25 protein-coding genes and 2 pseudogenes are annotated in these 21,157 nt (G+C 31.8%); 11 read left to right on the top strand and 16 right to left on the bottom strand.

Annotated elements, in window-relative coordinates; all coding sequences use genetic code 11:
• The first annotated feature begins 11 nt into the window (after positions 1-11).
• From AZF37_RS11090 to AZF37_RS00265, 5 genes and pseudogenes are all read left to right on the top strand, one after another.
• Positions 12-944, top strand: a pseudogene (locus AZF37_RS11090) (ABC transporter ATP-binding protein).
• An 85-nt stretch (positions 945-1,029) separates the two neighbouring features.
• Positions 1,030-1,494: a hypothetical protein gene (locus AZF37_RS00280; RefSeq protein ID WP_088369071.1), complete on the top strand. Its 465-nt coding sequence runs from the start codon at positions 1,030-1,032 to the stop codon at positions 1,492-1,494.
• 181 nt (positions 1,495-1,675) lie between these two features.
• The gene (locus AZF37_RS00275) at positions 1,676-2,014 is read left to right on the top strand and encodes a hypothetical protein (RefSeq protein WP_088369070.1); all 339 of its coding nucleotides are present in this window, start codon (positions 1,676-1,678) and stop codon (positions 2,012-2,014) included.
• A gap of 455 nt (positions 2,015-2,469) precedes the next feature.
• Positions 2,470-2,796 carry a hypothetical protein gene (locus AZF37_RS00270; protein WP_088369069.1) on the top strand — a complete coding sequence of 109 codons (327 nt, stop codon included), beginning with the start codon at positions 2,470-2,472 and terminating at the stop codon, positions 2,794-2,796.
• A 1-nt stretch (position 2,797) separates the two neighbouring features.
• The gene (locus AZF37_RS00265; protein ID WP_162473750.1) at positions 2,798-3,070 is read left to right on the top strand and encodes a hypothetical protein; all 273 of its coding nucleotides are present in this window, start codon (positions 2,798-2,800) and stop codon (positions 3,068-3,070) included.
• Positions 3,071-3,702: 632 nt separating this feature from the next.
• Here AZF37_RS00265 and AZF37_RS00255 read toward each other — a convergent pair.
• The 5 genes from AZF37_RS00255 to AZF37_RS00230 form a co-directional block, all read right to left on the bottom strand.
• Complete coding sequence (locus AZF37_RS00255) at positions 3,703-3,933, bottom strand: MptD family putative ECF transporter S component (RefSeq protein WP_088369066.1); 231 nt, start codon at positions 3,931-3,933, stop codon at positions 3,703-3,705.
• A gap of 30 nt (positions 3,934-3,963) precedes the next feature.
• The gene (locus AZF37_RS00250) at positions 3,964-4,155 is read right to left on the bottom strand and encodes an MptD family putative ECF transporter S component (RefSeq protein ID WP_088369065.1); all 192 of its coding nucleotides are present in this window, start codon (positions 4,153-4,155) and stop codon (positions 3,964-3,966) included.
• A 564-nt stretch (positions 4,156-4,719) separates the two neighbouring features.
• Complete coding sequence (locus AZF37_RS12960; RefSeq protein ID WP_088370633.1) at positions 4,720-4,854, bottom strand: ATP-binding cassette domain-containing protein; 135 nt, start codon at positions 4,852-4,854, stop codon at positions 4,720-4,722.
• A 183-nt stretch (positions 4,855-5,037) separates the two neighbouring features.
• Complete coding sequence (locus AZF37_RS00235) at positions 5,038-5,313, bottom strand: ATP-binding cassette domain-containing protein (protein ID WP_088369063.1); 276 nt, start codon at positions 5,311-5,313, stop codon at positions 5,038-5,040.
• A 17-nt stretch (positions 5,314-5,330) separates the two neighbouring features.
• Positions 5,331-5,810, bottom strand: a complete 480-nt coding sequence (locus tag AZF37_RS00230; protein ID WP_088369062.1) for an ABC transporter transmembrane domain-containing protein — start codon at positions 5,808-5,810, stop codon at positions 5,331-5,333.
• Positions 5,811-6,372: 562 nt separating this feature from the next.
• Between AZF37_RS00230 and AZF37_RS00225 the strand changes: the two genes are divergently transcribed.
• The 4 genes from AZF37_RS00225 to AZF37_RS00210 are packed head-to-tail and all read left to right on the top strand — an operon-like array spanning position 6,373 to position 7,640.
• On the top strand, positions 6,373-6,699 hold the full coding sequence (locus tag AZF37_RS00225) for a hypothetical protein (protein WP_088369061.1): 327 nt from the start codon (positions 6,373-6,375) through the stop codon (positions 6,697-6,699).
• 18 nt (positions 6,700-6,717) lie between these two features.
• Positions 6,718-6,906, top strand: coding sequence for a P-loop NTPase family protein (locus AZF37_RS00220; RefSeq protein ID WP_088369060.1), 189 nt, complete (start codon positions 6,718-6,720; stop codon positions 6,904-6,906).
• An 11-nt stretch (positions 6,907-6,917) separates the two neighbouring features.
• Positions 6,918-7,115, top strand: coding sequence for a hypothetical protein (locus AZF37_RS00215; protein WP_088369059.1), 198 nt, complete (start codon positions 6,918-6,920; stop codon positions 7,113-7,115).
• Positions 7,116-7,133: 18 nt separating this feature from the next.
• Entirely contained in the window at positions 7,134-7,640 is a 507-nt protein-coding gene (locus AZF37_RS00210; RefSeq protein ID WP_162473747.1) for a hypothetical protein, read from the top strand.
• A gap of 548 nt (positions 7,641-8,188) precedes the next feature.
• Here the strand turns inward: AZF37_RS00210 and AZF37_RS10095 are convergent.
• Positions 8,189-8,559, bottom strand: a pseudogene (locus AZF37_RS10095) (recombinase family protein).
• Positions 8,560-8,886: 327 nt separating this feature from the next.
• Between AZF37_RS10095 and AZF37_RS12955 the strand changes: the two are divergent.
• Entirely contained in the window at positions 8,887-8,997 is a 111-nt protein-coding gene (locus AZF37_RS12955; protein WP_425425432.1) for a putative holin-like toxin, read from the top strand.
• An 84-nt stretch (positions 8,998-9,081) separates the two neighbouring features.
• Here AZF37_RS12955 and AZF37_RS00200 read toward each other — a convergent pair whose 3' ends face one another.
• On the bottom strand, positions 9,082-9,756 hold the full coding sequence (locus tag AZF37_RS00200) for a class I SAM-dependent methyltransferase (RefSeq protein WP_088369057.1): 675 nt from the start codon (positions 9,754-9,756) through the stop codon (positions 9,082-9,084).
• A 240-nt stretch (positions 9,757-9,996) separates the two neighbouring features.
• On the bottom strand, positions 9,997-10,101 hold the full coding sequence (locus AZF37_RS12950) for a hypothetical protein (protein WP_425425473.1): 105 nt from the start codon (positions 10,099-10,101) through the stop codon (positions 9,997-9,999).
• Between the two features lie 700 nt (positions 10,102-10,801).
• On the opposite strand from AZF37_RS12950, the gene AZF37_RS00190 reads away from it, so the two are divergent.
• Complete coding sequence (locus AZF37_RS00190) at positions 10,802-11,440, top strand: helix-turn-helix domain-containing protein (RefSeq protein WP_088369055.1); 639 nt, start codon at positions 10,802-10,804, stop codon at positions 11,438-11,440.
• 79 nt (positions 11,441-11,519) lie between these two features.
• Here AZF37_RS00190 and rho read toward each other — a convergent pair whose 3' ends face one another.
• From rho to murA, 8 genes are all read right to left on the bottom strand, one after another.
• Positions 11,520-12,815 (bottom strand): transcription termination factor Rho, encoded by a 1,296-nt coding sequence (rho, locus tag AZF37_RS00185; RefSeq protein ID WP_088369054.1) that lies wholly within the window; start codon positions 12,813-12,815, stop codon positions 11,520-11,522.
• A gap of 21 nt (positions 12,816-12,836) precedes the next feature.
• Positions 12,837-14,444 (bottom strand): CTP synthase, encoded by a 1,608-nt coding sequence (locus AZF37_RS00180; protein ID WP_088369053.1) that lies wholly within the window; start codon positions 14,442-14,444, stop codon positions 12,837-12,839.
• A 14-nt stretch (positions 14,445-14,458) separates the two neighbouring features.
• Positions 14,459-16,132: an arginine--tRNA ligase gene (gene argS / locus AZF37_RS00175; RefSeq protein WP_088369052.1), complete on the bottom strand. Its 1,674-nt coding sequence runs from the start codon at positions 16,130-16,132 to the stop codon at positions 14,459-14,461.
• 12 nt (positions 16,133-16,144) lie between these two features.
• On the bottom strand, positions 16,145-16,513 hold the full coding sequence (locus AZF37_RS00170; RefSeq protein ID WP_088369051.1) for a YwiB family protein: 369 nt from the start codon (positions 16,511-16,513) through the stop codon (positions 16,145-16,147).
• 46 nt (positions 16,514-16,559) lie between these two features.
• The gene (locus AZF37_RS00165; RefSeq protein WP_088369050.1) at positions 16,560-17,774 is read right to left on the bottom strand and encodes a cofactor-independent phosphoglycerate mutase; all 1,215 of its coding nucleotides are present in this window, start codon (positions 17,772-17,774) and stop codon (positions 16,560-16,562) included.
• Positions 17,775-17,846: 72 nt separating this feature from the next.
• Positions 17,847-18,587, bottom strand: coding sequence for a WecB/TagA/CpsF family glycosyltransferase (locus AZF37_RS00160; protein ID WP_088369049.1), 741 nt, complete (start codon positions 18,585-18,587; stop codon positions 17,847-17,849).
• 12 nt (positions 18,588-18,599) lie between these two features.
• Positions 18,600-19,814 (bottom strand): LCP family protein, encoded by a 1,215-nt coding sequence (locus AZF37_RS00155; protein WP_088369048.1) that lies wholly within the window; start codon positions 19,812-19,814, stop codon positions 18,600-18,602.
• A gap of 63 nt (positions 19,815-19,877) precedes the next feature.
• Entirely contained in the window at positions 19,878-21,146 is a 1,269-nt protein-coding gene (murA, locus tag AZF37_RS00150; protein WP_088369047.1) for a UDP-N-acetylglucosamine 1-carboxyvinyltransferase, read from the bottom strand.
• Between the last annotated feature and the right edge of the window lie 11 nt (positions 21,147-21,157).

The raw sequence follows: 21,157 nt of genomic DNA, 5'->3' as shown, positions 1-21,157 counted from the left end.
GAGGTGAAAAAATGAATGTAATTGAAGTAAAGAATTTAAACAAAAACTATGGTCATCTAAAAGTTTTAGATAAACTAAATCTAGAAGTTAAGGAAGGGGAAATACTTGGTTTTCTAGGACCTAACGGAACAGGAAAAACAACTGCAATCTCTGCTATGATTGGCTCTATTGCCTATGAAAGTGGCGAGATTACTTTTTTGGGAAAACCTCTTAATAAGTTAACACGTGATGAAAGACATTCCATAGGTATTGTGCCTCAGGAAATTGCCATTTTTACTGAATTATCTGTTTATGATAATATCTATTATTTTGCAAGATTAAATGGCATGGCAAAAGAAGCAGCAAAAAAGCTACCTTAAATGTTATTCACCTACTTGGTCTTGATGAAAAAAACTAAAGTAAGAACATCAAAACTCTCAACAGGTTTAAGAGTTCGTGTAAATATTGCTTGTGGCATTGTTCATAAACCAAAAATTCTTTTTTTAGATGAACCAACAGTAGCTATTGACCCACAATCAAGAAACAATATTATGAGTATTGTTAAAGATTTAAATAAAAATGGTACTGCCATAATATATACTTCCCACTACATGGAAGAAGTTGAATTGCTTTTTAATAAAATTGCTATTATGGACCAAGGGAAAATAATTGCTTATGGTACTAAAGAACAACTCCTTGATAGGATTAGTGCTTCCTTAACCGTTAGCTTTTTTAGTTATGATGAGCCTGAAAAAATAACAGAAGCTCTCAGTAGCTTTGATGGCATTATAGATATTAATTTTGACCATAGCAAAATAAAGTTAGGTGTCAATAAAGATATTCAAGTTGAAGGCATTCTCTCCCTCTTAAATGAAAATAACATTAGTTATACAAACTTCCAAACGGAAGCAAAAAATCTTCAGCACATATTTATTCAATTAACAGAAAACCGCCTCCGTGACTAACTTATTAGTCTACATACAGCTATTTTTCAAGCTCCTATTAAAATCAAAAGAGGGTTGGTTTTGAGGCATTGGTTTTGCCATTTTAATGGCTACAGGTTTAGGATTAATGTATAATTCCATTGAAGATATTCCTAAAACATATTCTAACAATACCTATAGCTATGCTGTCTATGTAGAAAAAGAAACAATAAAAACCCCTTACTTCTTGTCCTTTGGTGACTCTGATAATTTTAACTTTACAACTTATAAGAGTAAGGAAGAAGCTATTCAAGCATTTAATGACAATAAATTAACTGGTTACGTAATAGCTGGAGATACTTTTGAAATTCATTCCAGCTCAAAACCAGATTTATTACAGTTTTATCTTCATAGCTTAGAAGATTCATTTACCTTAAATGAACTTAATATTTACCCAATAAACGACACAATAGAACGGACCGAAATTACTAATGGGAAAAAACAAAAAAGTGTTTCTGGTATTGATCATGTGATTATTGGTATGAGTTTACTGGCCCCATTTATTGCAGCTGGCCGGCCTATACGAGACTGAAAAAATATTCTGATTCAAGCCAATTTAAACGCTTTGAATTAGGTCGTGATTCTTTAGCTAAAACATTGGCTTTAAATTTCTCAAGTATGATTTTTCTATTGTCTCAGGAACAACGGTTTTAATTTACGGCATAATCTTTTTCAATATTAACCAACGAGCAAACTTTAATTATGGTATCTATATGCTTTTAATTATTATTATGTCTGTTTTAGCAGTTGCCTTAAGAAGTTTCCTCAGAAGCTTTTTGCGACCATTTGGTGAGAAAATTGAAATTGAAGACTTTATAGTCACACTTATTGGCTTTATTTCTGGTATTTACTTAATTAACTACTCAGAGTTTATGCTAAACTATAATCCTTTAACAATGAGTAAATATTTACTTTTAACAGAAGCCTACAATATGTCTTTAGTAGGTGTGCCTTTTAATAAAGGATTTAATGATGTTTTAATTATTTCAGCTATTTTAACAAGTGTACTACTCTTAGGAAGCTATATTTTAAGGAGGGTAAAACATGATTAACTATTTTGTTACTTTAAAAAGATTAAAAAAATATATTGTCTATATCATTGGCATTGCCTTCGTATCCTTAGTGTTATCAACATTTTTTTAATAATGTTGATGCAGTAACCTACAAAGAAAACTTACAAATTTTAGATCAGTCAAATACAGTAGAAAGCCAAGCACTCATTAGCTACTTAAATGAATCCTATCAAGTTTCTACAGTAGATAAAAATGCTAATACCACGAATACATTAATACTCGATAAAGAATTTAGTGAAAATATTAAAAAGCAAACACCCTTAAAGCTTACCTATTATGGCACTGTTAATGAAGAAAAATCAAAGATAGTCTAGAAAAATTTATCAGTCGTTATCATGGTATCATTGCCTCTGGACAAAACTATGATGAAGTAGAAAAAGCTCGAAGACAATCGTAATAATGTTACAGTACTATCGACTAACAAAGATATTGGTATGAAAAATTTTCTCTACTTTAATGTTTATTTATTAGTAAAGTTAACAATTCCTGTTACAGTAATACTTTTTAACAACAGCAAAAGAAGCAATGTGCTTGTTAGACAAAAATTAGCTAATAACAATCCTAGACAAATTAGACTATTTGAATTTTTAGGAATTATTACATTCCTCATTATTCCAGTACTTACTATTAATTTTGGTTCCACTATAATGAATCCTCAGTATATTGAAGTTCTACCCCTTGCAGTAGATACACAAATATTAACAGTCTTAGGAGCCTTAGTCTTAGGTTACTTTGCCTCCGCTGTTGCCAAAGCAAAATAATATGTTTTTTATACTAGCAATTGTTATACCGCTTATTGTTGGCTTTAGCAGTGGCTCTTGGATGCCTTTTGATTATTTAAATGGCAGTCTAAAAATTATCGGTTATCTATTCCTAATGTACTGGATTAACAATATAGCCTATAATGTAATGAATAGTGATGCCATTATCTTCCCAATTACTATGGCTTTAGCACTAACAGTATTCTACTTCATATTAGCAAGTTTATTTGAAAAGCTAAACAGAACAAACCAAGTGCACTCTAATATTGAATAAGACCCTTTAATAAAATTTTCAAAAATATGAGACAGTCCTTAAGGACTGTCTCATATTTGCATTTTTTATTTGATATATGTTATAATTTATAAAATTAATATGACTCTCGTTACCTTCCTCATAAATCTCTGAAAGCTACCCTTACACTCCTAAAGGGTAGCTTTCACTTTATAAAATACGCTTTATTTTTAGCTATTTTTGACAAGAATCTATATTCAATGTATTCTTTTATTAGCAATACAAATTCCAAAGTAATTATATAGGAGAAAAAATGAATACAATGACACCTAACTCCATTGGAGGATTCTATTTTATCTTATGCTTAATAATACTGTTCATAGGCATTTTAAATCTATTAATTCGAAAAAATCCCATGTATATGGATTTTCTTAATATTATTTATAAAAAAGATGAAAGTATTACTGTTTCCATCTTACAAAAAGAAATTATTAAGACTTTAAATGGCATAATAATTTTATCTATCCTATCCCTCCTTGTCATTTCACTATTACTTTTTTTAATCTGGCTATTAATAGTTTCCTAGCTAATATTCTAATGAGCTCCTCTCTTTTGCTTCCTATTATTCTTTTTAGATTTCGCATAAAGAAATATAGAGATTAATAAATATACTATTATATTAACTGCTTTTTCAAAATGTTTTTTAGTAATCTTTTACCTAAAATAGATCCAATATGAGCTCCTACAACAAAACCAATTAGACCTGCTAAAGCTACAGGACTATTCATCATAGTTACAATTGAACTAATATAATCAGCCGAAATGCCTCTCAATGCTGCATATTCAATATAGCAGTCTTTCATAATGACCATTGGTAAAACAAAACCAAGCCAAAGAAAAAACAATATATCCCAAAGTATTTAATTTATAGCTTTTTAGAGCGCTTTAGCTCTCAGATACATATAAATAATTCCACAAGGAATAAAGCCAACTAAGCCAAACATAATAAATCCTATGGGAATCATGCCAGCAATTCCCGCTATTATAAATAAGCATATACTGTATAAGAGAGAAAATATAGCTACAACAATTAAATCTTTACTTTTCAGTTCATTTTTACTTTTCATTTTTACTCCTCCAAAATTCTATTATATTTCAAAAAGTTTTTCAAATTTTTTGAATTGTTTTTTAATACGGGATAAGTATCTTTTATAGTTCCACCCCCCTAATTCAATTACAGCGTTGCAAGTTGAGACAAGAAATTCATAATCATGAGTAATTACAATTAGTGTTTTGCCCTTATCTAACATCATCTCCATTAAAGCTTTAACTCGTTATTATACATATTAGTATAATCCAAGCCACTGGTAGGCTCATCTAGTGCCATAATTTTGCATTTTGTGCAATTCATGCAGCAATAGCCAAACGCTATTTTTCTCCCCCCTGAAATGGTCATGGGGTGTCTTTCAGCAAACCTATCCAAAGAAAGTGCTGCAAGTAGCGAGGTTGAAAGTTCATTATGATCCTCCTTATTCGTATCATTGCTTACCTTCAAAGACATCAATACTTCACCTTTGACACTATCACTAAAAAGTTGATAATTTGTTTACTGCATCACAAGATATATCTCACCACATCTTTTTCGAAAAGAAAGTTCTTTTCCTTTGAAAAAAACTTTCCCAGAGTATTCCTTACATAAGCCACATAAACAACCGAGCAAGGGTGGATTTTCCTTCTCCATTGCGACCAATAATCCCAGTAATTTCACCTTTCTTTACTGAACCAGAAAGGTTACAAAATACAGGTTCTTTCTTGTTGTATCCAATAGTAAGATTTTGAAAATTAAAGTAATCCCTATCTTTAGAATTAACCTAAGCATCTGTAATAGTTATATTATTAAGATTCCATGCTCTTAGCCCCATTTTTTGGCGCTCTGTCTTAGTAAGATTCCCAAATTCCTCACATTGGACCACTCTTTTTCAATTTGCCCTTCATTAATGTATAATATTCTATCTGCTAAATCTTTTAAAAATAAAGCCTATGCTCACATATAATAATGGTTTTGCCTTCTTTTTCAGCCTGTCAATCATAATAGCTAGTTGCTCTGTAGCAAAAGAATCAAGATTTGCCGTAGGTTCATCCAACACAAATATGTCTGATCCCATAGCATAAGCAGAGGCAATGGAAAGCATCTGTTTTTCGCCACCTGAAAAAGTGAATATATTTCGATTCATCAGATTTTCAATACAAAGACTTTTCACCTTATAATCCATTCTTTGTTTCATTTCAGCTCTGCTTAGTCCTAGGTTTTCACAACCAAAAGCAAGTTCGTTTTATGATGGGCAATAAACTTTTCAATATTCTCTACATCATTATTCATTACCTGTTTAATACTACCCGTTGATTTCGTCAGAAAATAGCCCATTCCCACCAAGCGTGATAACTTCTCAGCAATCTTAATGCGCAGTGAGTACAAAATATCAAACGCTGCCACATGGATACACATACTGTCAAAGTAAAATAAAACACAATAAGCAATAAAACAACCCAGTGCAGCAAAAGCAAGCTTACTAATATATTCGAAATCAATAGTTCCAGTTGTGAACATACCTTCCGTTACTGTTATCATTGCCAAATAGGATAAAATTGCAGGCAAAAATTGAATGACTGTAGCAACAGCTCCTAATACACAGCCTAAAATAATTAATAGACGTTTTTGTGCTACTAATTCTATGAGACGGCTAAAGCCTCTTTTTCTTTCTTCTCTTTCAACTTTACACACGCTCCTATCCTGTGAACATAGTCCTTGAAGCTAATACCAAACCATGCTACTACTAATATAATTGTTAGGCTCGGCTAACTAGTCTAAGGATAAAATTTTTCAACTAGTTATTCAATGGCATTTAGTGAATAGTCACTTGAATAATGGCGATAGTTAGGAGGGGTTACCCCACTTAAAAAGTTATCCACAGAACAATACAAGATATATTTTAAGCTTTTAAAAATTGCAAAATCAACTAAGAACTAAGCGTTAGATGGATTGATGAATTCGAAAGTCGTAAATTTGGATTCTACTATAACATTCTTAAATATAAGCTGACGAGCCATTATATTACTCTCTTAAGTGAAAAATATTGTATTTTTGCGAAAAACTATTGTAAAATATAAATGCAATGAATTATATTCATTTATAAATAGCCTAACTATTTTTATTATTGTTTTAAAATTTAAAAGCAAAAAACGTATCTACACGCATGGATATGTTTTTTGTTAAATGTCAGATTTGTCTGATTGACAAGTAAAATAAAAAATGATAACATTTGGTAAATGAGCATGTACATTAAGTGCATATTCAAAAAATCGAATTAGGCGATGATACAAGAGTAGTTGCATTTAGTGTTTTGCTATTGATAGGTTTACTATTTACGCCTAGCGTATTATTTGCAAATCAATCCCAAACATGGATTCAATTTAGTTTTAATGACGGGGAATTAATGGAAGGTAATGATGAAGCAAGATGGAAAGAGAATGCTACTTCTGTATTTTATTGCCAAAAAGCTATAACATATGCTCAAAGTCGAGTTCAAAATCCTGTGAGTGTTAGATTAAAAGCTTGTGCACCAGGTCAAACAGGCTATACATGGTTATTCTGGTGGTCCACGGTCACCTGATAGTGGTGTATAGTAACATTGGGTATATCACTGATTATCAGCTATAATACATTATACGAGGAGATTGATAGAAAAATTGTTATTTATCAATCTCTTTTAAAGTATAAAGAAGAAGGTAAACTTATTTTAGTTGCCAGTCACAGTAGTGAGGATTTAGAATTTTTGGCAGATAAGATATTTACAATGGATTGTGGAGAAATCATTTAAGAGGCGCAAACATGAAAAAAGGAATATTAGTAATAGTTATATTGCTATTGATTACATTGTTTTTATTCAGAGTATATAGTGCAAATAAAGATATTACAGGCAATCTTGAAGTTAAAGAATACACTATAGGAATGAAAGTGCCCATTGATAATCAAAGCTCAATAATGGTTAGTAATATTGAGACAATAGCTACTGAAAACCAACAGTAAATATATAAGATGGATGTAGTGTTAGAAAACTCTGGAGATAAGAATATGGATTTTTCTAATCTAGTAGGCGGAAATGATATTTTATTAGGTGGTGATAGTTTTCCTTTTTTAGATAAGGAGCAACTATTAATTGCATCTAATGGAAAAATGGATTTTAATTCCAATAAAAATTCATTGTTTGTAGAGCCAGGGAAGAAGAATACAGTTTCATTTTATTTTGCTGTTCAATATGAAGAACAAATTGGGAATGAGCCTCTGCTTTGGAGAATAAGCTGGTGGTTTTATAGGGATGAAAATAAAAGAGCTGCTGAAAAAGAAAAACTTAAGAATAAAATGACAACATATGCTGAAAAAATTAATACTCTTGAAGGTGTGTATTGGATTCCTGACTATGCGAGTACTGATTATAAATTGACAAGAAAAGAAGTGAGATTAGATCAACCTAACATAAAATATTATGGCTCGGATGACTTTGGAGAATTATTATTACTGAATAATGAATTAATAGCAACTGATAAAAAATAAAGAGTTTACTATTATGAAATTAGATAATGTTGAACTTGCTAAAACGATCGGTCCAAATCATATTAATTTTAATGAGATCTTAACTCTTTTTTAACTGATGATTCTAATTGGGAAATAATAGGCAATGAAACGTATGTTGATAGAAATGTAATTAGAATTAGAGGAACAAGCAGTATTAGAACTACTACGGGGGATACATCTCACATAATTACTTCTGTAAATTTTTTAGTTGATGAAGAGACAGGCATACCACTTTATCAAGAATATTTTGAAGAAGGCATTTCTCTTTATAAAATTTATTTTGAAAGTTTTAAGGAAAATGAAACGGTAGAGAAACCTTTTGTTATTGACACTAATGGATATACGCAAGTAAATGAATTTGAAAAGTTACCTGGTAAGCCCTGGTAAATATTAAATATTTTAAATGATTAGATATTTAATTAATAAAAAAAGCTAAAAAAGGGCGTCTTAAGCTTTGAAAAATGACTAGTCATATTAAATGAATACGGGAGTGACTTAAGTTTGCACAAAATTTGAAACACTCCCGGTTAATTTTTTAGATTTTCATCATATTCTTTAAATCTTCGATAAAAAGTGTTTCGTTTCAGCCCTAACTGATTCATAGCATTAACTGCCATTATTATGTTTACTTTCCAGTTATTATATATAAGAGAAGCTTTCAGATAATTCAATTTTTTTGATTTCTGCCTAATCGATCTAAAGAATGAATATAAAGAATATCTTCACTTCGAAACATTCGCTTCATTATCCGATATTCTGGTCGTTTAAAATCTTTTCCACTTGCTTTTTCTATAAAAATATACTCCTCTTCTGAAATCCCTAATTCTTTTGCTACAGCAATTTGCCGTTCTACAGATTGATCCCGACTACTTACGCGTATGTAAAATAATTGTCTCATTAGTATTATCTCATGTTCTTTTTCCAATTCGATTGGCTCTTTTTTGTTTCAAAATATCTACAATGAAACTAAAACGTTTCAAAAATATTTATGTTATAATTATGACACATATAAACAAGAGAAATCCAGTTATTTCAAAAAGTACATTTTCTGAAATGGATGGTATCATACATTATTGGGTGCAAAACTCGGAAAAATAGGCAAAAATACCTTGATTGAATTATACAAATATTTAAATTTTCATACTATAATTATCTCTAGTATATAGGAGCTTTGAGCGGTTACTCACAATCTTTCAATTTAGTAAATTGGAGGGAGGTAGTGCTAATGAACATATTTGAATCATTGATACTAATGATTTCTTTTGCGTCATTAATTGTTGCCATAATAAAACAACAAAAAAGCAACTGCCTCTTTGTACACAGCAGTTACTTTTAGTTAAGTAATGTTGGTAACCATTTTACGGTTTCCTGTTTGCTCCAATAAAAAGCATATATCAATACATATATATATTTATTCGCACTATTTTATTGCATAAAATAGTGCTTGCATATATGAAGTCCACAGTATCTCAACGCTTCTAAATCCCACTTTATTTAATAAATTTATATGCTCAATGATTGAAATTGGAAAATACTCTTTTCCAAACCTATCAATATGCTGGTTTATTTCATTTATTGCCTTACCATTTCTCAATTGATAATTCCCCCATCTTTTTAGTCCAATCTTAACACCATCATTAGATAATGGCATTATATTTTCAAATACAATAAGAATACCATTATTTTTTAGCATTCTATAGCAATTGTTAATTGCTTTTACTCTTTCGGTTTTACTCATATAATGATGAGATTGAATAGCTGTGATTACATCAAAGCTTTCATCTTTATAGTCTAGATTTTGTGAATCAGAAACAATGAGGGTAATTTTTGATTTGCTGTTTATTTTACTTCTAGCAAGGTCAAGCATTTTTATTGAAGGGTCTGCTAGAACAAATTGTGTTTCAACAAATATTTCTTTAGCTTTCTTGATAAATGTTCCAGTTCCACAACCAATATCTAACCAGCTATGCACTTTAATATTAGCATTAGTAACTAAATCAATAGTGGTTTCATGAAATAAATTATAATAAGGAATTGTTTTCATAACTTGTTTGTCATAAGTAGTTGGTATATACGCTGTTTTATTATCATTCATTTTTAATAATATCCTTTTACTTAACTTTTTATTTGACTATTTTTCAATTAATTGGTGGGCTAAATGTTGAAAATAAAATTAATGTTTCATTTCCAGTGTTATTGATTATTGATTTTCAACTATTTTTTGAAGCAGTTCTATCTGTTTATTTTTTCAAATCCAATATTTCTTTAAATCTTTCAATAGAAACATCCCAGATACCAGTATATTCTTGCATTTTAAGCAATTAATAAAGTCGTATTAACATTTACTTTTTAAATAGCCCGGATAATCTATTTCATATAGCGTGAATTTTTCTTTTAAATTTAGCAATATTTGCAATAAATCAAGATTAAATTTCATTATAACCTCATCATTTTCCTATTTCCATATAAATCAATAACTAATGACTTTCAACGTTCGCTACTTCTATAGGGTTATCAGTATTAATTTGACTAACAGCTTATTTAAAAAATATGAATTCATTTCTATTCATTCGATGAATTGCTCCAACCAAATCATTATCTTGAACTACTTTATTCAAAGGACTATATTTTCTATGTTACTCATTATATCCCTCCTCATTCTTATTTTTTATTATACTTTTTGTTCAATAATTCAATTTGTTATTTTAAAAAACTAATTAACTATTTGTGTGTTATTTATTTGGCTAACTATTCTCCCTGTAGCTGCTTGAACAATTTTTATTGACATTTTAAAATTTTGTGGTACCCTAAAATATAAAAAAGAAGAAAGGAATATTATGAATAAAATCCTTAATACATTATTTTTACAGCAAATGAAACAATGCGGATTTTATCTAGATTGCAATGCTAAAACCGTAGGCAACTATTATTCTTTTGTACCACAAAAACCGTTGGTGAAGGATATTATAATATCTTTACAAGAGAAAATATATTTTCAATTACCTCTAAATTTTTTTATAATAGTGCTGAGATTAGATGGCAACAGCCAGAATATCTCCATATCGATTATGAGGACACTAAAAAAATAATCTAAATAGCTATTGGAGTAAAGCAATGCTTTCAACTTTATATTACCTTCTATGAAAAAAGTCTCAGGCATAGGGATTTCTCTAATGCCAGAGTATTACTCAAGAGTTTTAAAGCAGATGGAAAAGGTCTCAGAAAATGATCTTTTTGAAGCTTTATTGCTTTTAAGTTCATCAACTTCTTTCTATACTGGAAAAGAAATTTTGAACCAAATAAAAAATATGGCAGTTAGCGGTCGTGGAATAGCTATGTATTATGATGCTAAAATAAAAGAAATGTTAGCATTGCTTGTGGAATGGTATGATAATCGCAATGCTTATAAAAATTCAGACAAAATTTTAGATACAGATAGAAAAGCCATTGAAGGTTTAATAGCGTTATTATCTCAAAAATTGAAGAAACCCCTACCTATCAGCGAATGTAGAAAATACACCTGTATGAGCAAAGGCAAACTATCCTTTATCTTTCGACAGATAACAAATAAAACAATTTCAGAATATTATCAATATTTACGTGTCGAAAAATCTAAAGAGCTTTTAGTTGCCACTGGAAAAAATATAGAGCAAATTGCTAATATTGTGGGATACCAAACCCATGCTGCTTTTTCAGCAGTATTTAAGTTAAAATGCGGATTATCACCAAAGGAGTACAGACAACACCACTGGCAAAATAAGCAAGAGAAGGGCTGGTAAATGATTATCAATCTCCCTTTATCTGTTTTCCACATAAAAAACTCAAACTCTAATTGAGGTTGAGTTTTCTATTTTATACTTATTTATTGCTTTTTTTATTTTTCCCAAACATAATTTCAAAAGCCTTAATAAGCTCTTGGTTGGTTTTAGTTTTTTTCATAGCATCTACTAACATAGTTGTAGCATCCTGAGTAGATAGTGAATGAATTTCTTTTCTAAAGCCCCAAATAAATTCCTGTTCTTTTTCATCTAAAAGCAACTCTTCTTTTCTAGTGCCAGAACGGTTCACATCTACAGCGGGGAATAGTCTGCTGTCTGCCAGACGTCTATCTAAGATTAGCTCCATATTACCTGTCCCTTTAAATTCTTCAAAAATAACTTCGTCCATGCGACTTCCAGTCTCAACTAGTGCCGTAGCCAGTATTGTTAAGCTGCCGCCTTCTTCAATGTTTCTGGCAGCGCCAAAAACTCTTTTAGGTCTATGAAGTGAAGCTGGATCCACACCACCAGAAAGGGTTCTCCCACTAGGTTGTGTTACTAAGTTTTGAGCTCTTGCTAAACGGGTAATACTGTCTAAAAGTATGACGACATCTTTTTTTGATTCAACTTGTCGTTTAGCTTTCTCTAAAACCATTTCCGTTATTTTAACATGGTTTTCTGCAGGCTCGTCAAAAGTTGAAGCCACAACTTCGCCTTTAACAGAACGCTCAATATCAGTTACTTCCTCAGGTCTTTCATCTATAAGTAAGACTATCAGTTCTATTTCCGGATAGTTAGCAGTAATAGAGTTGGCAATGGTTTTAATTAATGTAGTTTTACCAGCTTTTGGTGGAGCTACAATTAAACCTCTTTGCCCTTTGCCAATAGGTGAAACTAAATCAATTATACGCATAGCCTTGTTGTTACTACCATGTTCTAATTTTAATCTTTCTGTAGGATAGATTGGTGTTAAAGCATCAAAATGAATTCTCTTAGCAGTAACATCTGGGTCAAAGCCATTTACATGTTCAACTCTCAATAAGGCATAGTAGCGTTCTCCATCTTTTGGGGGTCTTAATAAACCTTCAATTTTATCTCCTGTTAAAAGATTAAAACGCCTAATTTGAGAAGGTGATACATAAATATCGTCTTGTCCTTGAGTATATTTAAATGGTCTTAAAAAACCAAATCCATCTGGTAAAATTTCCAGTACCCCTTCAGCTCTAGGTCTAGTTGCATCGGTTAAATTATGGGCTTCTTTTTTTGCTTGTGCTTTTAAAATTTCAAAAATTAATTCTTGTTTTCTAAACTTATAGTAACTTGGAATCATATATTCTTTTGCTATTTGATAAAGCTCTATTAACTTACGATCCTCTAGCTGTTCTTTTGTTAACATAATATATCCTTTCAAAGATCCTTATTTTTTATTATTATACTCAACATTTCCCTTAACGAAATCGCGGAATAGAGGATGTGGACGGTTTGGTCTAGACTTAAATTCTGGGTGAAATTGACAAGCTAAAAACCATGGGTGATCTTTTAGCTCAACAATTTCTACTAGCTGACTATCTGGATTTAAACCAGAAACAACAAGTCCATGTTCTTCTACAAGCCCTTTATATTGGTTGTTAAATTCATAACGATGACGATGTCTTTCATAAATCACATCTTCGCCATAAGCTTCATAAGCCTTTGTTCCTTTTTTTAGCTCACAAGGATAAACGCCTAAACGCATTGTACCCCCTTTATCTTCAACACAAGCTTGATCAGGAAGTAAATCAATAATTGGATTTTCAGTATGAGGATTAACTTCTGTACTATCTGCATCTGTTAGATTACAGACATGACGAGCAAATTCAATAACAGTCATATGCATGCCTAAACAGATACCAAAAAATGGCATCTTATTTTCTCTTGCATAGCGAACAGCCATCATTTTACCATCGAGGCCTCTTTCTCCAAAGCCTCCTGGTACTAAAATACCGTCCACATCACTTAAGTATTCCTCAGCTCCTTTTTTCTCAATTAACTCAGAATTAACCCATTTAATTTCTACTTGCACATCATTGGCTACACCAGCATGATTAAAAGATTCACAAATACTTAAATAGGCATCTTGAAGTTTTACATATTTACCCACTAAAGCAATTTTAACTTTTTTAGTTAAATGCTTAATTTTATCAACCATCTTAACCCATTCATCTAAATCCGGTTCATTAGCAGGCAAATCCAAACGATTCATTACATAAATATCTAAACCTTCTTTTTGAAGATTTAAAGGTACTTCATAAATTGTTTTAGCATCTACCATTTGAATAACTGCTTCTTTTTCAATATCACAGAAAAGAGCAATTTTATCAGTCATATCTTTAGTTAAGCGAGCCGTTGTTCTACATAAAACAACATCTGGTTGAATACCAAGTCCACGAAGTTCCTTAACACTATGTTGTGTTGGTTTTGTTTTAGCTTCTTTAGCCGCATTCAAATATGGAACTAAAGTTGTATGTATATAGAGCACATTATTTCTGCCAATATCGGTTTTAAATTGACGAATAGCTTCAAGGAATGGTAGAGATTCAATGTCACCAACTGTACCACCAATTTCTGTAATCACAATATCATAAGAAGTTTCCTTAGCTGCCATTTTAATGCGATCTTTAATTTCATTTGTAATATGAGGAATTACTTGAACTGTGTTGCCTAAGTATTCTCCTCTTCGTTCTTTTGTAAGAACACTAAAGTAAATTTTTCCTGTAGTTACATTACTGCTTTTTGAAAGATTGGTATCAATAAATCTCTCATAATGACCTACATCTAGATCTGTTTCTGCACCATCATCTGTAACAAAGACTTCCCCATGTTGAAAAGGGCTCATTGTACCTGGGTCTATATTAATGTAGGGATCAAATTTTTGGATAGCAACTTTTAAACCTCTGCTGGTTAAAAGTCGCCCTAGAGAAGAAGCCGCAATTCCTTTCCCTAATGAAGATACTACGCCGCCAGTTATAAATATGTACTTTGTCATTCTTTTTCTTCTCCTTACATTTTTCCCGGTGCGTTAACACCTAATATCTTCAACACATTCTTAAGTGTATACTGTGTCCCAACAATTAATTTTAGCCGACTGCTCTTAAGAGGTTCTTCTTCATTTAACACTCGACAAGCATTATAAAATTGATGAAATAAGCCACTTAAATCATAGGCGTAGGACGCTATCCTATAAGGTTCCCTTTTAATAGCTGCGTCAATTAATACTTTTTCCAATTCTCCAATTTTTTCAATTAATTCTTCTTCAGCATCCGTTGTATAAGCAAAGCCTTCTTTGTCTAAATAAGGTTCAAGGGGCTCTTCTAACTGTCTCAAAATACTAGAAATCCTCGCATAGGCATACTGGATATAGAAAACAGGATTATCTGAAGATTCTTTTTTTGCTAAATTTAAGTCAAAATCAAGATGGCTATCAGGATTTCTCATAACAAAGAAATAGCGTGCCGCATCTTCCCCAACTTCATTTAATAATTCTTCTAAAGTAACATAAGTCCCAGTTCTTTTAGACATTCTTAAAGTTTCTCCACCTTTAAATAAACGAACCAGCTGCATTAAAATAACTTCAAGCTTTGAACCATCATATCCAATAGCATCCATAGCTTTTTTCATTCTAGCAACATGACCATGGTGGTCTGCGCCCCAAACATCTATAGTATTCACAAAACCTCTATCAAACTTATTTTTATGATATGCAATATCAGCAGCAAAATAGGTTGGTGTACCATTTTGGCGAATCATAACCTCATCTTTGTCCTCTCCAAGAAGAGTAGCCTTAAGCCAGATAGCACCATCTTTTTCTTCTATATAGCCTTTTTCTCTTAAAATTTCTAAAGCCTCATCAACAGCTTTTGATTCATAAAGACTTTTTTCTGAAAACCAAACATCATAGGTTACGCCAAAACGTTTTAAGCCTTCTTTAATTTGTCCTAATTTTTCTTCTAAACCATACGCAACTAAAATCTTTCTTCTTTTTTCACTATCTACATCTAATAGATTTTTACCTTCTTTTTTAATATAGCCTTCAACTGTTGTGATAATGTCTTCGCCATGGTAACCATCTTCTGGAAATTCAACGGTTTCGCCTATTAGCTCTAAATAACGAGCTTCTAAAGATTTACCAAAGTTCTCTATTTGATTACCAGCATCATTAATATAATATTCTTTTGTCACCTTATAACCGACTGCTTTAAGAATATTTCCTAAAGTATCGCCAATAGCTGCACCTCTAGCATTGCCCATATGAAGTAACCCTGTTGGATTAGCACTGACAAATTCTACATTTATTTTTTCACCTTGACCAAAATCACTTTGACCATAAGCTTCTTTTTCAGCAAGTATATTCTCAATAATTAATTCATAATATTCTTTATTTAAATGCATATTAATAAAACCTGGCCCAGCTAGTTCTAATTTCTCTACATAAGTTCCTTCTGGGTTAAAATGATTGATTAGAATTTCTCCATTTACTCTTGGATTTTTTCTTTCAATCTTTGTAAGGACCATTGCTAAATTAACTGCATATTGACCATGAGCTTTATCTTTTGGAACTTCTAACATAAAAGATGGTAGCTCTTCAAATGATAATGCGCCTTCCTCTTTTGCTTTTAATGCGCTTTCTTTAAAAGCATTTTTAATTTTATCCTCTATAGCGACAATAACACCCATGAATAAACTCCTTCACCTTTCATAATATGATAGAATTATTTTTTCTTCTTTGATTTTTTCATTTTCTGCACATAAAGAATAGCAGATTGTGATTTTATCTTTTTCTTTGATGATTTGATGGGTTTTTATTTGAAACACCAAAAAACCATAGGGGGTTTCATAATGAAATTCTTTTTCCTCATCTTCACAAAAAATCATTTCTCCACCAAGTCTTTTAACTACTATTTTATTCTCTTCAACAAGAAAAACTACAGTATCTTTTTTTGTTTCAATGATTTGTTCTTCATACTGTATTATGGTTTTACTGTTTTCTCTTTTTAAAGTACCTTGATAGTGAAATTTTCCTTCTGATGTATTTAAGATAATGTCTATAGGAAACATCTGAAACTCCTAATTGACGTGTTTTTATATCCTTTCGATGATACCATTATTGATCACTTTTTTCAATAAGAATATCATGGAGTTTAGGTCCTGTTGATACAAAAACACCTGATTTAGCATGTTCTTCATCATATAGATTTCCATTCCCTAATGCTTTTCTTGAATCAAATATAAGATAAGGAACAGGGTCCATTGTATGGGTTCTTTTATTTAAAGGTGTTCTGTGATCCGGTACAACCAGCATTCTAAAATCTTCATTAGCCTCTTCTAATCCTTTAAGTATGGGACCAATAATTTTTTCATCTATTAATTCTAATGAACGAACTTTACCTGCAACATCCCCTTGATGTCCACATTCGTCTGGTGCTTCAAGATGTACATAAACATAGTCTAAGCCATTTAATAAACCTTCTAAAGCCGCTTCACTTTTACCTGTAAAGTTAGTATCAATTGTTCCCGTTACATCCGGCGCTTCAATAACAGTCATATTGGCGCCCATTCCAATACCTTTAATTAAATCTACAGCACTAATAACGCCACCTTTTAAATTATTCTTTTCAGAGAATTTATCTAATAGAGGCTTTTTGCCCTCTCCCCACAACCAAGGAGCATTGGCTGGCTTTAAACCTCTTTTTACTCTTGCAAGATTAATTGGATGATTTTTTAATAATTCATATCCCTTTTCAATAAAATCTCTAAAAAAGGCTTCATTATCTCCTTTTGGTAAATAAGAGCCAATTTTTTTATCTAAAATATTATGTGGTGGTACCATTTCAACATTAACTGAACCATTTTCCCAAATAAATACATGTCGATAGCTAATACCTGGATAAATATGATATGGGCTCTTATCAAAAGCTTCCTTAAGAGCATTTATTAGTTGGATACTCTCTACAGTCTCAATTTCGCCACCGCTATAATCAATTATTGTTTTTTCACTAAAGGATTCTTCATCCCCTAAAGTGACTAGATTTAAACGTATTGCTACATCTGTATCCTTCATCTCAACACCAGCAGATAATGCTTCTAGTGGTGAGCGACCAGTATGATATTTTTCAGGTTCATAACCCATAATACTTAAGTTGGCTACATCGCTACCAGGTGACATTCCTTCTGGTACTGTTTGCACTAAACCAATTTGTCCAGTTTTTGATAATTTTTCTATATTAGGCATTTTGGCCACCATTAATGGTGTTTTATTTCCTAATGCCTCTACATTTTCATCCGCTGCTCCATCAATTAAGATAACCATGTATTTCATTATCTTTCCTCCATATTTTTTCTTATCTCTTTAAATTATACCTTATTACAGAAAAAATAACATCTTAAGATGTTATTTTAATTCTTTATTATTCTTTTTTTGTTTTCTTACTGCTTTCATATATTTAGGGATAACAAGAAGGCGTTTTCTTCTTTCAGGATCTGTAATACCTCTATAAAGCCATTCTAAATGTAGGGTTTGCCAAATCTTTGGGGCTCTTTTTACCATTCCAGAATAGACATCAAAACTACCACCAACACCCATGGCTATACAAGATTTTAAATTAGGCAAAAACTTATGAATAAAAAGCTCCTGTTTAGGTGTTCCCGTACCTACAAAGAGGAAATCTGGTTCAATGGTTTCTAGTCTGTTAATGAGACTATCTCTCTCATCTTCATTTAAAAAACCATTGGCATAACCACAAATATTTAAATTAGGGTATTTATTTTTAATATTATCTACAGCTTTTTCAATTGCTTTTTGATGGCCTCCATAAAAAAACACTTTATATTCTGTTTCATTAGCAAATAAAAGTATTTTATCCATTAGCTCAATACCAGGTACTCTTTCTTTTAAATGGTAGCCAAATTTTTCTGCAGCCCAAACAATTCCATAACCATCTGGTACTACTAGCTTACAGCTATTAATTATTTTCTGAAATCTGCAGTTGTTAGTACTTTCATAAACCATTTCTGGATTAATAGTAATGATTTGAACAGATTCTCTCTTCTTAACATATTCCTTAATTTTTAAAAGGGCTTCATCCATAGTTATACTATGGATGAAAGCCCCTAAAATATTTATTCTTTCCATTACATCTCCTATTTAGTAGCTATTGTAGTTATTTGAATTACTATTGCTATTATTGTTACTGTTACTATTGGTGCTGTTGTTTCTAGTTGAGCCCGTAAAAGTACCTGCTTTTATTTGTGCTTTTTCTTCTTCAGTAACTAAAATTTTCTTCTCTGAGTCGTTAGGATCTGTCACAGCAAATAATATTCCTTCTAAAAATTCTCTTGATTCATCATCAGAGTGATCCTCTGGAATTAGATAGGAAACACCATTAATGGTTTCTGGAATGCCCTGTGATGTCCATGTAGAAATAGTAAAGTTATCAAGTTCTCTATGTTTACTGAACATATAGCTTGCCTCTTGGAAAGTAATATTGGTTTTAATTTTTCCTAACATATCGGCTAATATACCTGCTTGCCGAAATACATTGGCTTTATTTTTAATACCAGAGGCTAAAGCCATTAAAAATTTCTGTTGTCTTTCTGCACGGCCTAAGTCTCCTGTTGGGGTACCTCTAAAACGAACATAGGCTAATGCATCTTTTCCATTTAAAGTTTGTTGTCCAGCAACTAAATCGATACCTTCTTCCGGATAATACATCTTCTGGTCAACATCTATATCAACGCCACCAATTTGATCAACTGCATTTTTAAAAGAATCAAAATTAATTTCAACGGTTCTATCAATTTTTATTCCTAAGAAATCCTCTACAGTCTGTTCAGTTAAAGCTAAACCACCATAAGCATAAGCATGATTGATTTTATCCTTACCATGTCCAGAAATTGGAATCATTGTATCTCTAGGAATAGATAATAGGTTTGCTGTTCTAGCCTTAAAATCAAATGAACCAACAATCAAAGTATCAGATCTTGAAGCTTCATCTTCAGGTCTAATATCTGAACCAACAATTAAAGTATCAGATCTTGAAGCTTCATCTTCAGGTCTAATATCTGAACCAACAATTAAAATGTTAACTTTATCATCCTTAAATTGATCTTGTACTTTAATTATGCCTGTAGGATCTTGAACTAAGCCAGTTGAAAGTGCCGCATATAACAGACCACCACCAATAATTAGAATTAGAGCTAAAACAACTCCGAGAAAAACCCGTAGCCCTTTTCTTTTTTTCTTCTTCTTTTTTCTGGGTCTACTATTCTTACTCCCGAAAACTTCTTCTTCAGCAGTTTTATGGCTACTTCTTTTTTTATTGCCGTTTTTCTTTCCATGATTTCTATCTACACGACTCATATTTCTTCTCCTAATTTAAAATGCTTGCTTTAAAAGCTAGTTTATAGGTTAACAGATTTCTGACTATTCGTCAAATTTAGCCCGCTTAATATCTGCTCCTAAAGCCTTAAGATTCTCAACTAATCCATCATATCCTCTATCGATAAAATGAATGTTCCCTACATGAGTTTCTCCTTCAGCATAAAGACCTGCAATTATAAGAGCTGCTCCTGCTCTTAAGTCTGTTGCATTCACATTAGCACCATATATTTTATCTACACCAGTAAGTGCTACTGTATTACCCGCTAAGATAATATCTGCACCCATTTTTCTAAACTCTTCTATATGTTGAAAACGGCTTTCAAAAATAGTTTCTGTTACATAGCTTCTACCATTTGAACAAAGGAGCATAGCTAGAAGTTGAGATTGCATATCTGTAGGAAAACCTGGATAAGGCATAGTCTTAATATAAAGACCTTTACAGAATTTGCTCCCTTCAGAAATTATGCGAATACCATTGGCTTCTTCAATTACTGTAACACCTGCTTCTCTTAATTTAGCTACAACAGGTTTTAAATGATCAGAAATTGTATTTTCAAAGAAGGCATCACCACCAGCAGCTCCCACTGCAATCATATAAGTCCCTGCTTCTATGCGATCAGGAATAACAGTATGAACCGTTCCCTTTAAGGAAGGAACCCCTTTAATTTTAATAATATTAGTTCCAGCCCCTGTAATCTTAGCCCCCATATTATTTAAAAAGTTTGCTAAATCCACAATTTCTGGTTCTTCTGCCACATTCTCCAAAATAGTTAAGCCTTCTGCTAAAGCCCCTGCCATCATTAGATTTTCAGTAGCGCCAACACTTGGAAAATCCAAATAAATTCTCGCACCTTTAAGGCCTTGTGTTGAGCCTTTAATAACACCATGTGTTTGTGCAAAATCAGCACCTAAAGCTTCTAAACCTTTTAAGTGTAAATCAATAGGTCTTACACCAATAGCACAACCTCCAGGTTGTAATATTTCAGATGATTTAAAACGGGCAAGCAATGGCCCCAACAATAAAAACGAAGCCCTCATATCACCAACACAATTAAGACTTGCATCTAAACGAACTACTTTTGTACTATCAATAGTAACGGTATTGCCATCCCAAGAACATTTAGCGCCTAAGTGTTCAAGAATATCAATAATAATATAGACATCGCTTAGCTTTGGCACATCATGAATAACAGAAACGCCATCCGATGCCAGAAGTGCCGCTGTCAGAATAGGCAATACAGAGTTTTTCGAACCTTTAATCGAGATAGTACCTTTTAAAGGATTGCCTCCTTTGACAACAATTTTTTCCACGTCCTGTTCCC

Origin of the sequence: endosymbiont 'TC1' of Trimyema compressum, assembly GCF_001584725.1 — a bacterium.
Taxonomy (GTDB): Bacteria; Bacillota; TC1; order TC1; family TC1; genus TC1.
This window is presented reverse-complemented; position numbering and strand designations above follow the sequence as displayed.

What these genes read in the sequence shown, in the direction of transcription:
- AZF37_RS00270 (WP_088369069.1), top strand. Translation starts at nt 2,470, where the DNA reads ATGAAAAATTTTCTCTACTTTAATGTTTATTTATTAGTAAAGTTAACA.
- rho (WP_088369054.1), bottom strand. Translation starts at nt 12,815, where the DNA reads ATGTTAACAAAAGAACAGCTAGAGGATCGTAAGTTAATAGAGCTTTAT.
- argS (WP_088369052.1), bottom strand. Translation starts at nt 16,132, where the DNA reads ATGGGTGTTATTGTCGCTATAGAGGATAAAATTAAAAATGCTTTTAAA.
- AZF37_RS00170 (WP_088369051.1), bottom strand. Translation starts at nt 16,513, where the DNA reads ATGTTTCCTATAGACATTATCTTAAATACATCAGAAGGAAAATTTCAC.
- AZF37_RS00165 (WP_088369050.1), bottom strand. Translation starts at nt 17,774, where the DNA reads ATGAAATACATGGTTATCTTAATTGATGGAGCAGCGGATGAAAATGTA.
- AZF37_RS00280 (WP_088369071.1), top strand. Translation starts at nt 1,030, where the DNA reads ATGGCTACAGGTTTAGGATTAATGTATAATTCCATTGAAGATATTCCT.
- AZF37_RS00215 (WP_088369059.1), top strand. Translation starts at nt 6,918, where the DNA reads ATGAAAAAAGGAATATTAGTAATAGTTATATTGCTATTGATTACATTG.
- AZF37_RS00200 (WP_088369057.1), bottom strand. Translation starts at nt 9,756, where the DNA reads ATGAATGATAATAAAACAGCGTATATACCAACTACTTATGACAAACAA.
- AZF37_RS00250 (WP_088369065.1), bottom strand. Translation starts at nt 4,155, where the DNA reads ATGAAAAGTAAAAATGAACTGAAAAGTAAAGATTTAATTGTTGTAGCT.
- AZF37_RS00160 (WP_088369049.1), bottom strand. Translation starts at nt 18,587, where the DNA reads ATGGAAAGAATAAATATTTTAGGGGCTTTCATCCATAGTATAACTATG.
- AZF37_RS00190 (WP_088369055.1), top strand. Translation starts at nt 10,802, where the DNA reads ATGAAAAAAGTCTCAGGCATAGGGATTTCTCTAATGCCAGAGTATTAC.
- AZF37_RS00265 (WP_162473750.1), top strand. Translation starts at nt 2,798, where the DNA reads ATGTTTTTTATACTAGCAATTGTTATACCGCTTATTGTTGGCTTTAGC.
- AZF37_RS00275 (WP_088369070.1), top strand. Translation starts at nt 1,676, where the DNA reads ATGCTTTTAATTATTATTATGTCTGTTTTAGCAGTTGCCTTAAGAAGT.
- AZF37_RS00155 (WP_088369048.1), bottom strand. Translation starts at nt 19,814, where the DNA reads ATGAGTCGTGTAGATAGAAATCATGGAAAGAAAAACGGCAATAAAAAA.
- AZF37_RS00180 (WP_088369053.1), bottom strand. Translation starts at nt 14,444, where the DNA reads ATGACAAAGTACATATTTATAACTGGCGGCGTAGTATCTTCATTAGGG.
- AZF37_RS00235 (WP_088369063.1), bottom strand. Translation starts at nt 5,313, where the DNA reads ATGAAACAAAGAATGGATTATAAGGTGAAAAGTCTTTGTATTGAAAAT.
- AZF37_RS12955 (WP_425425432.1), top strand. Translation starts at nt 8,887, where the DNA reads ATGAACATATTTGAATCATTGATACTAATGATTTCTTTTGCGTCATTA.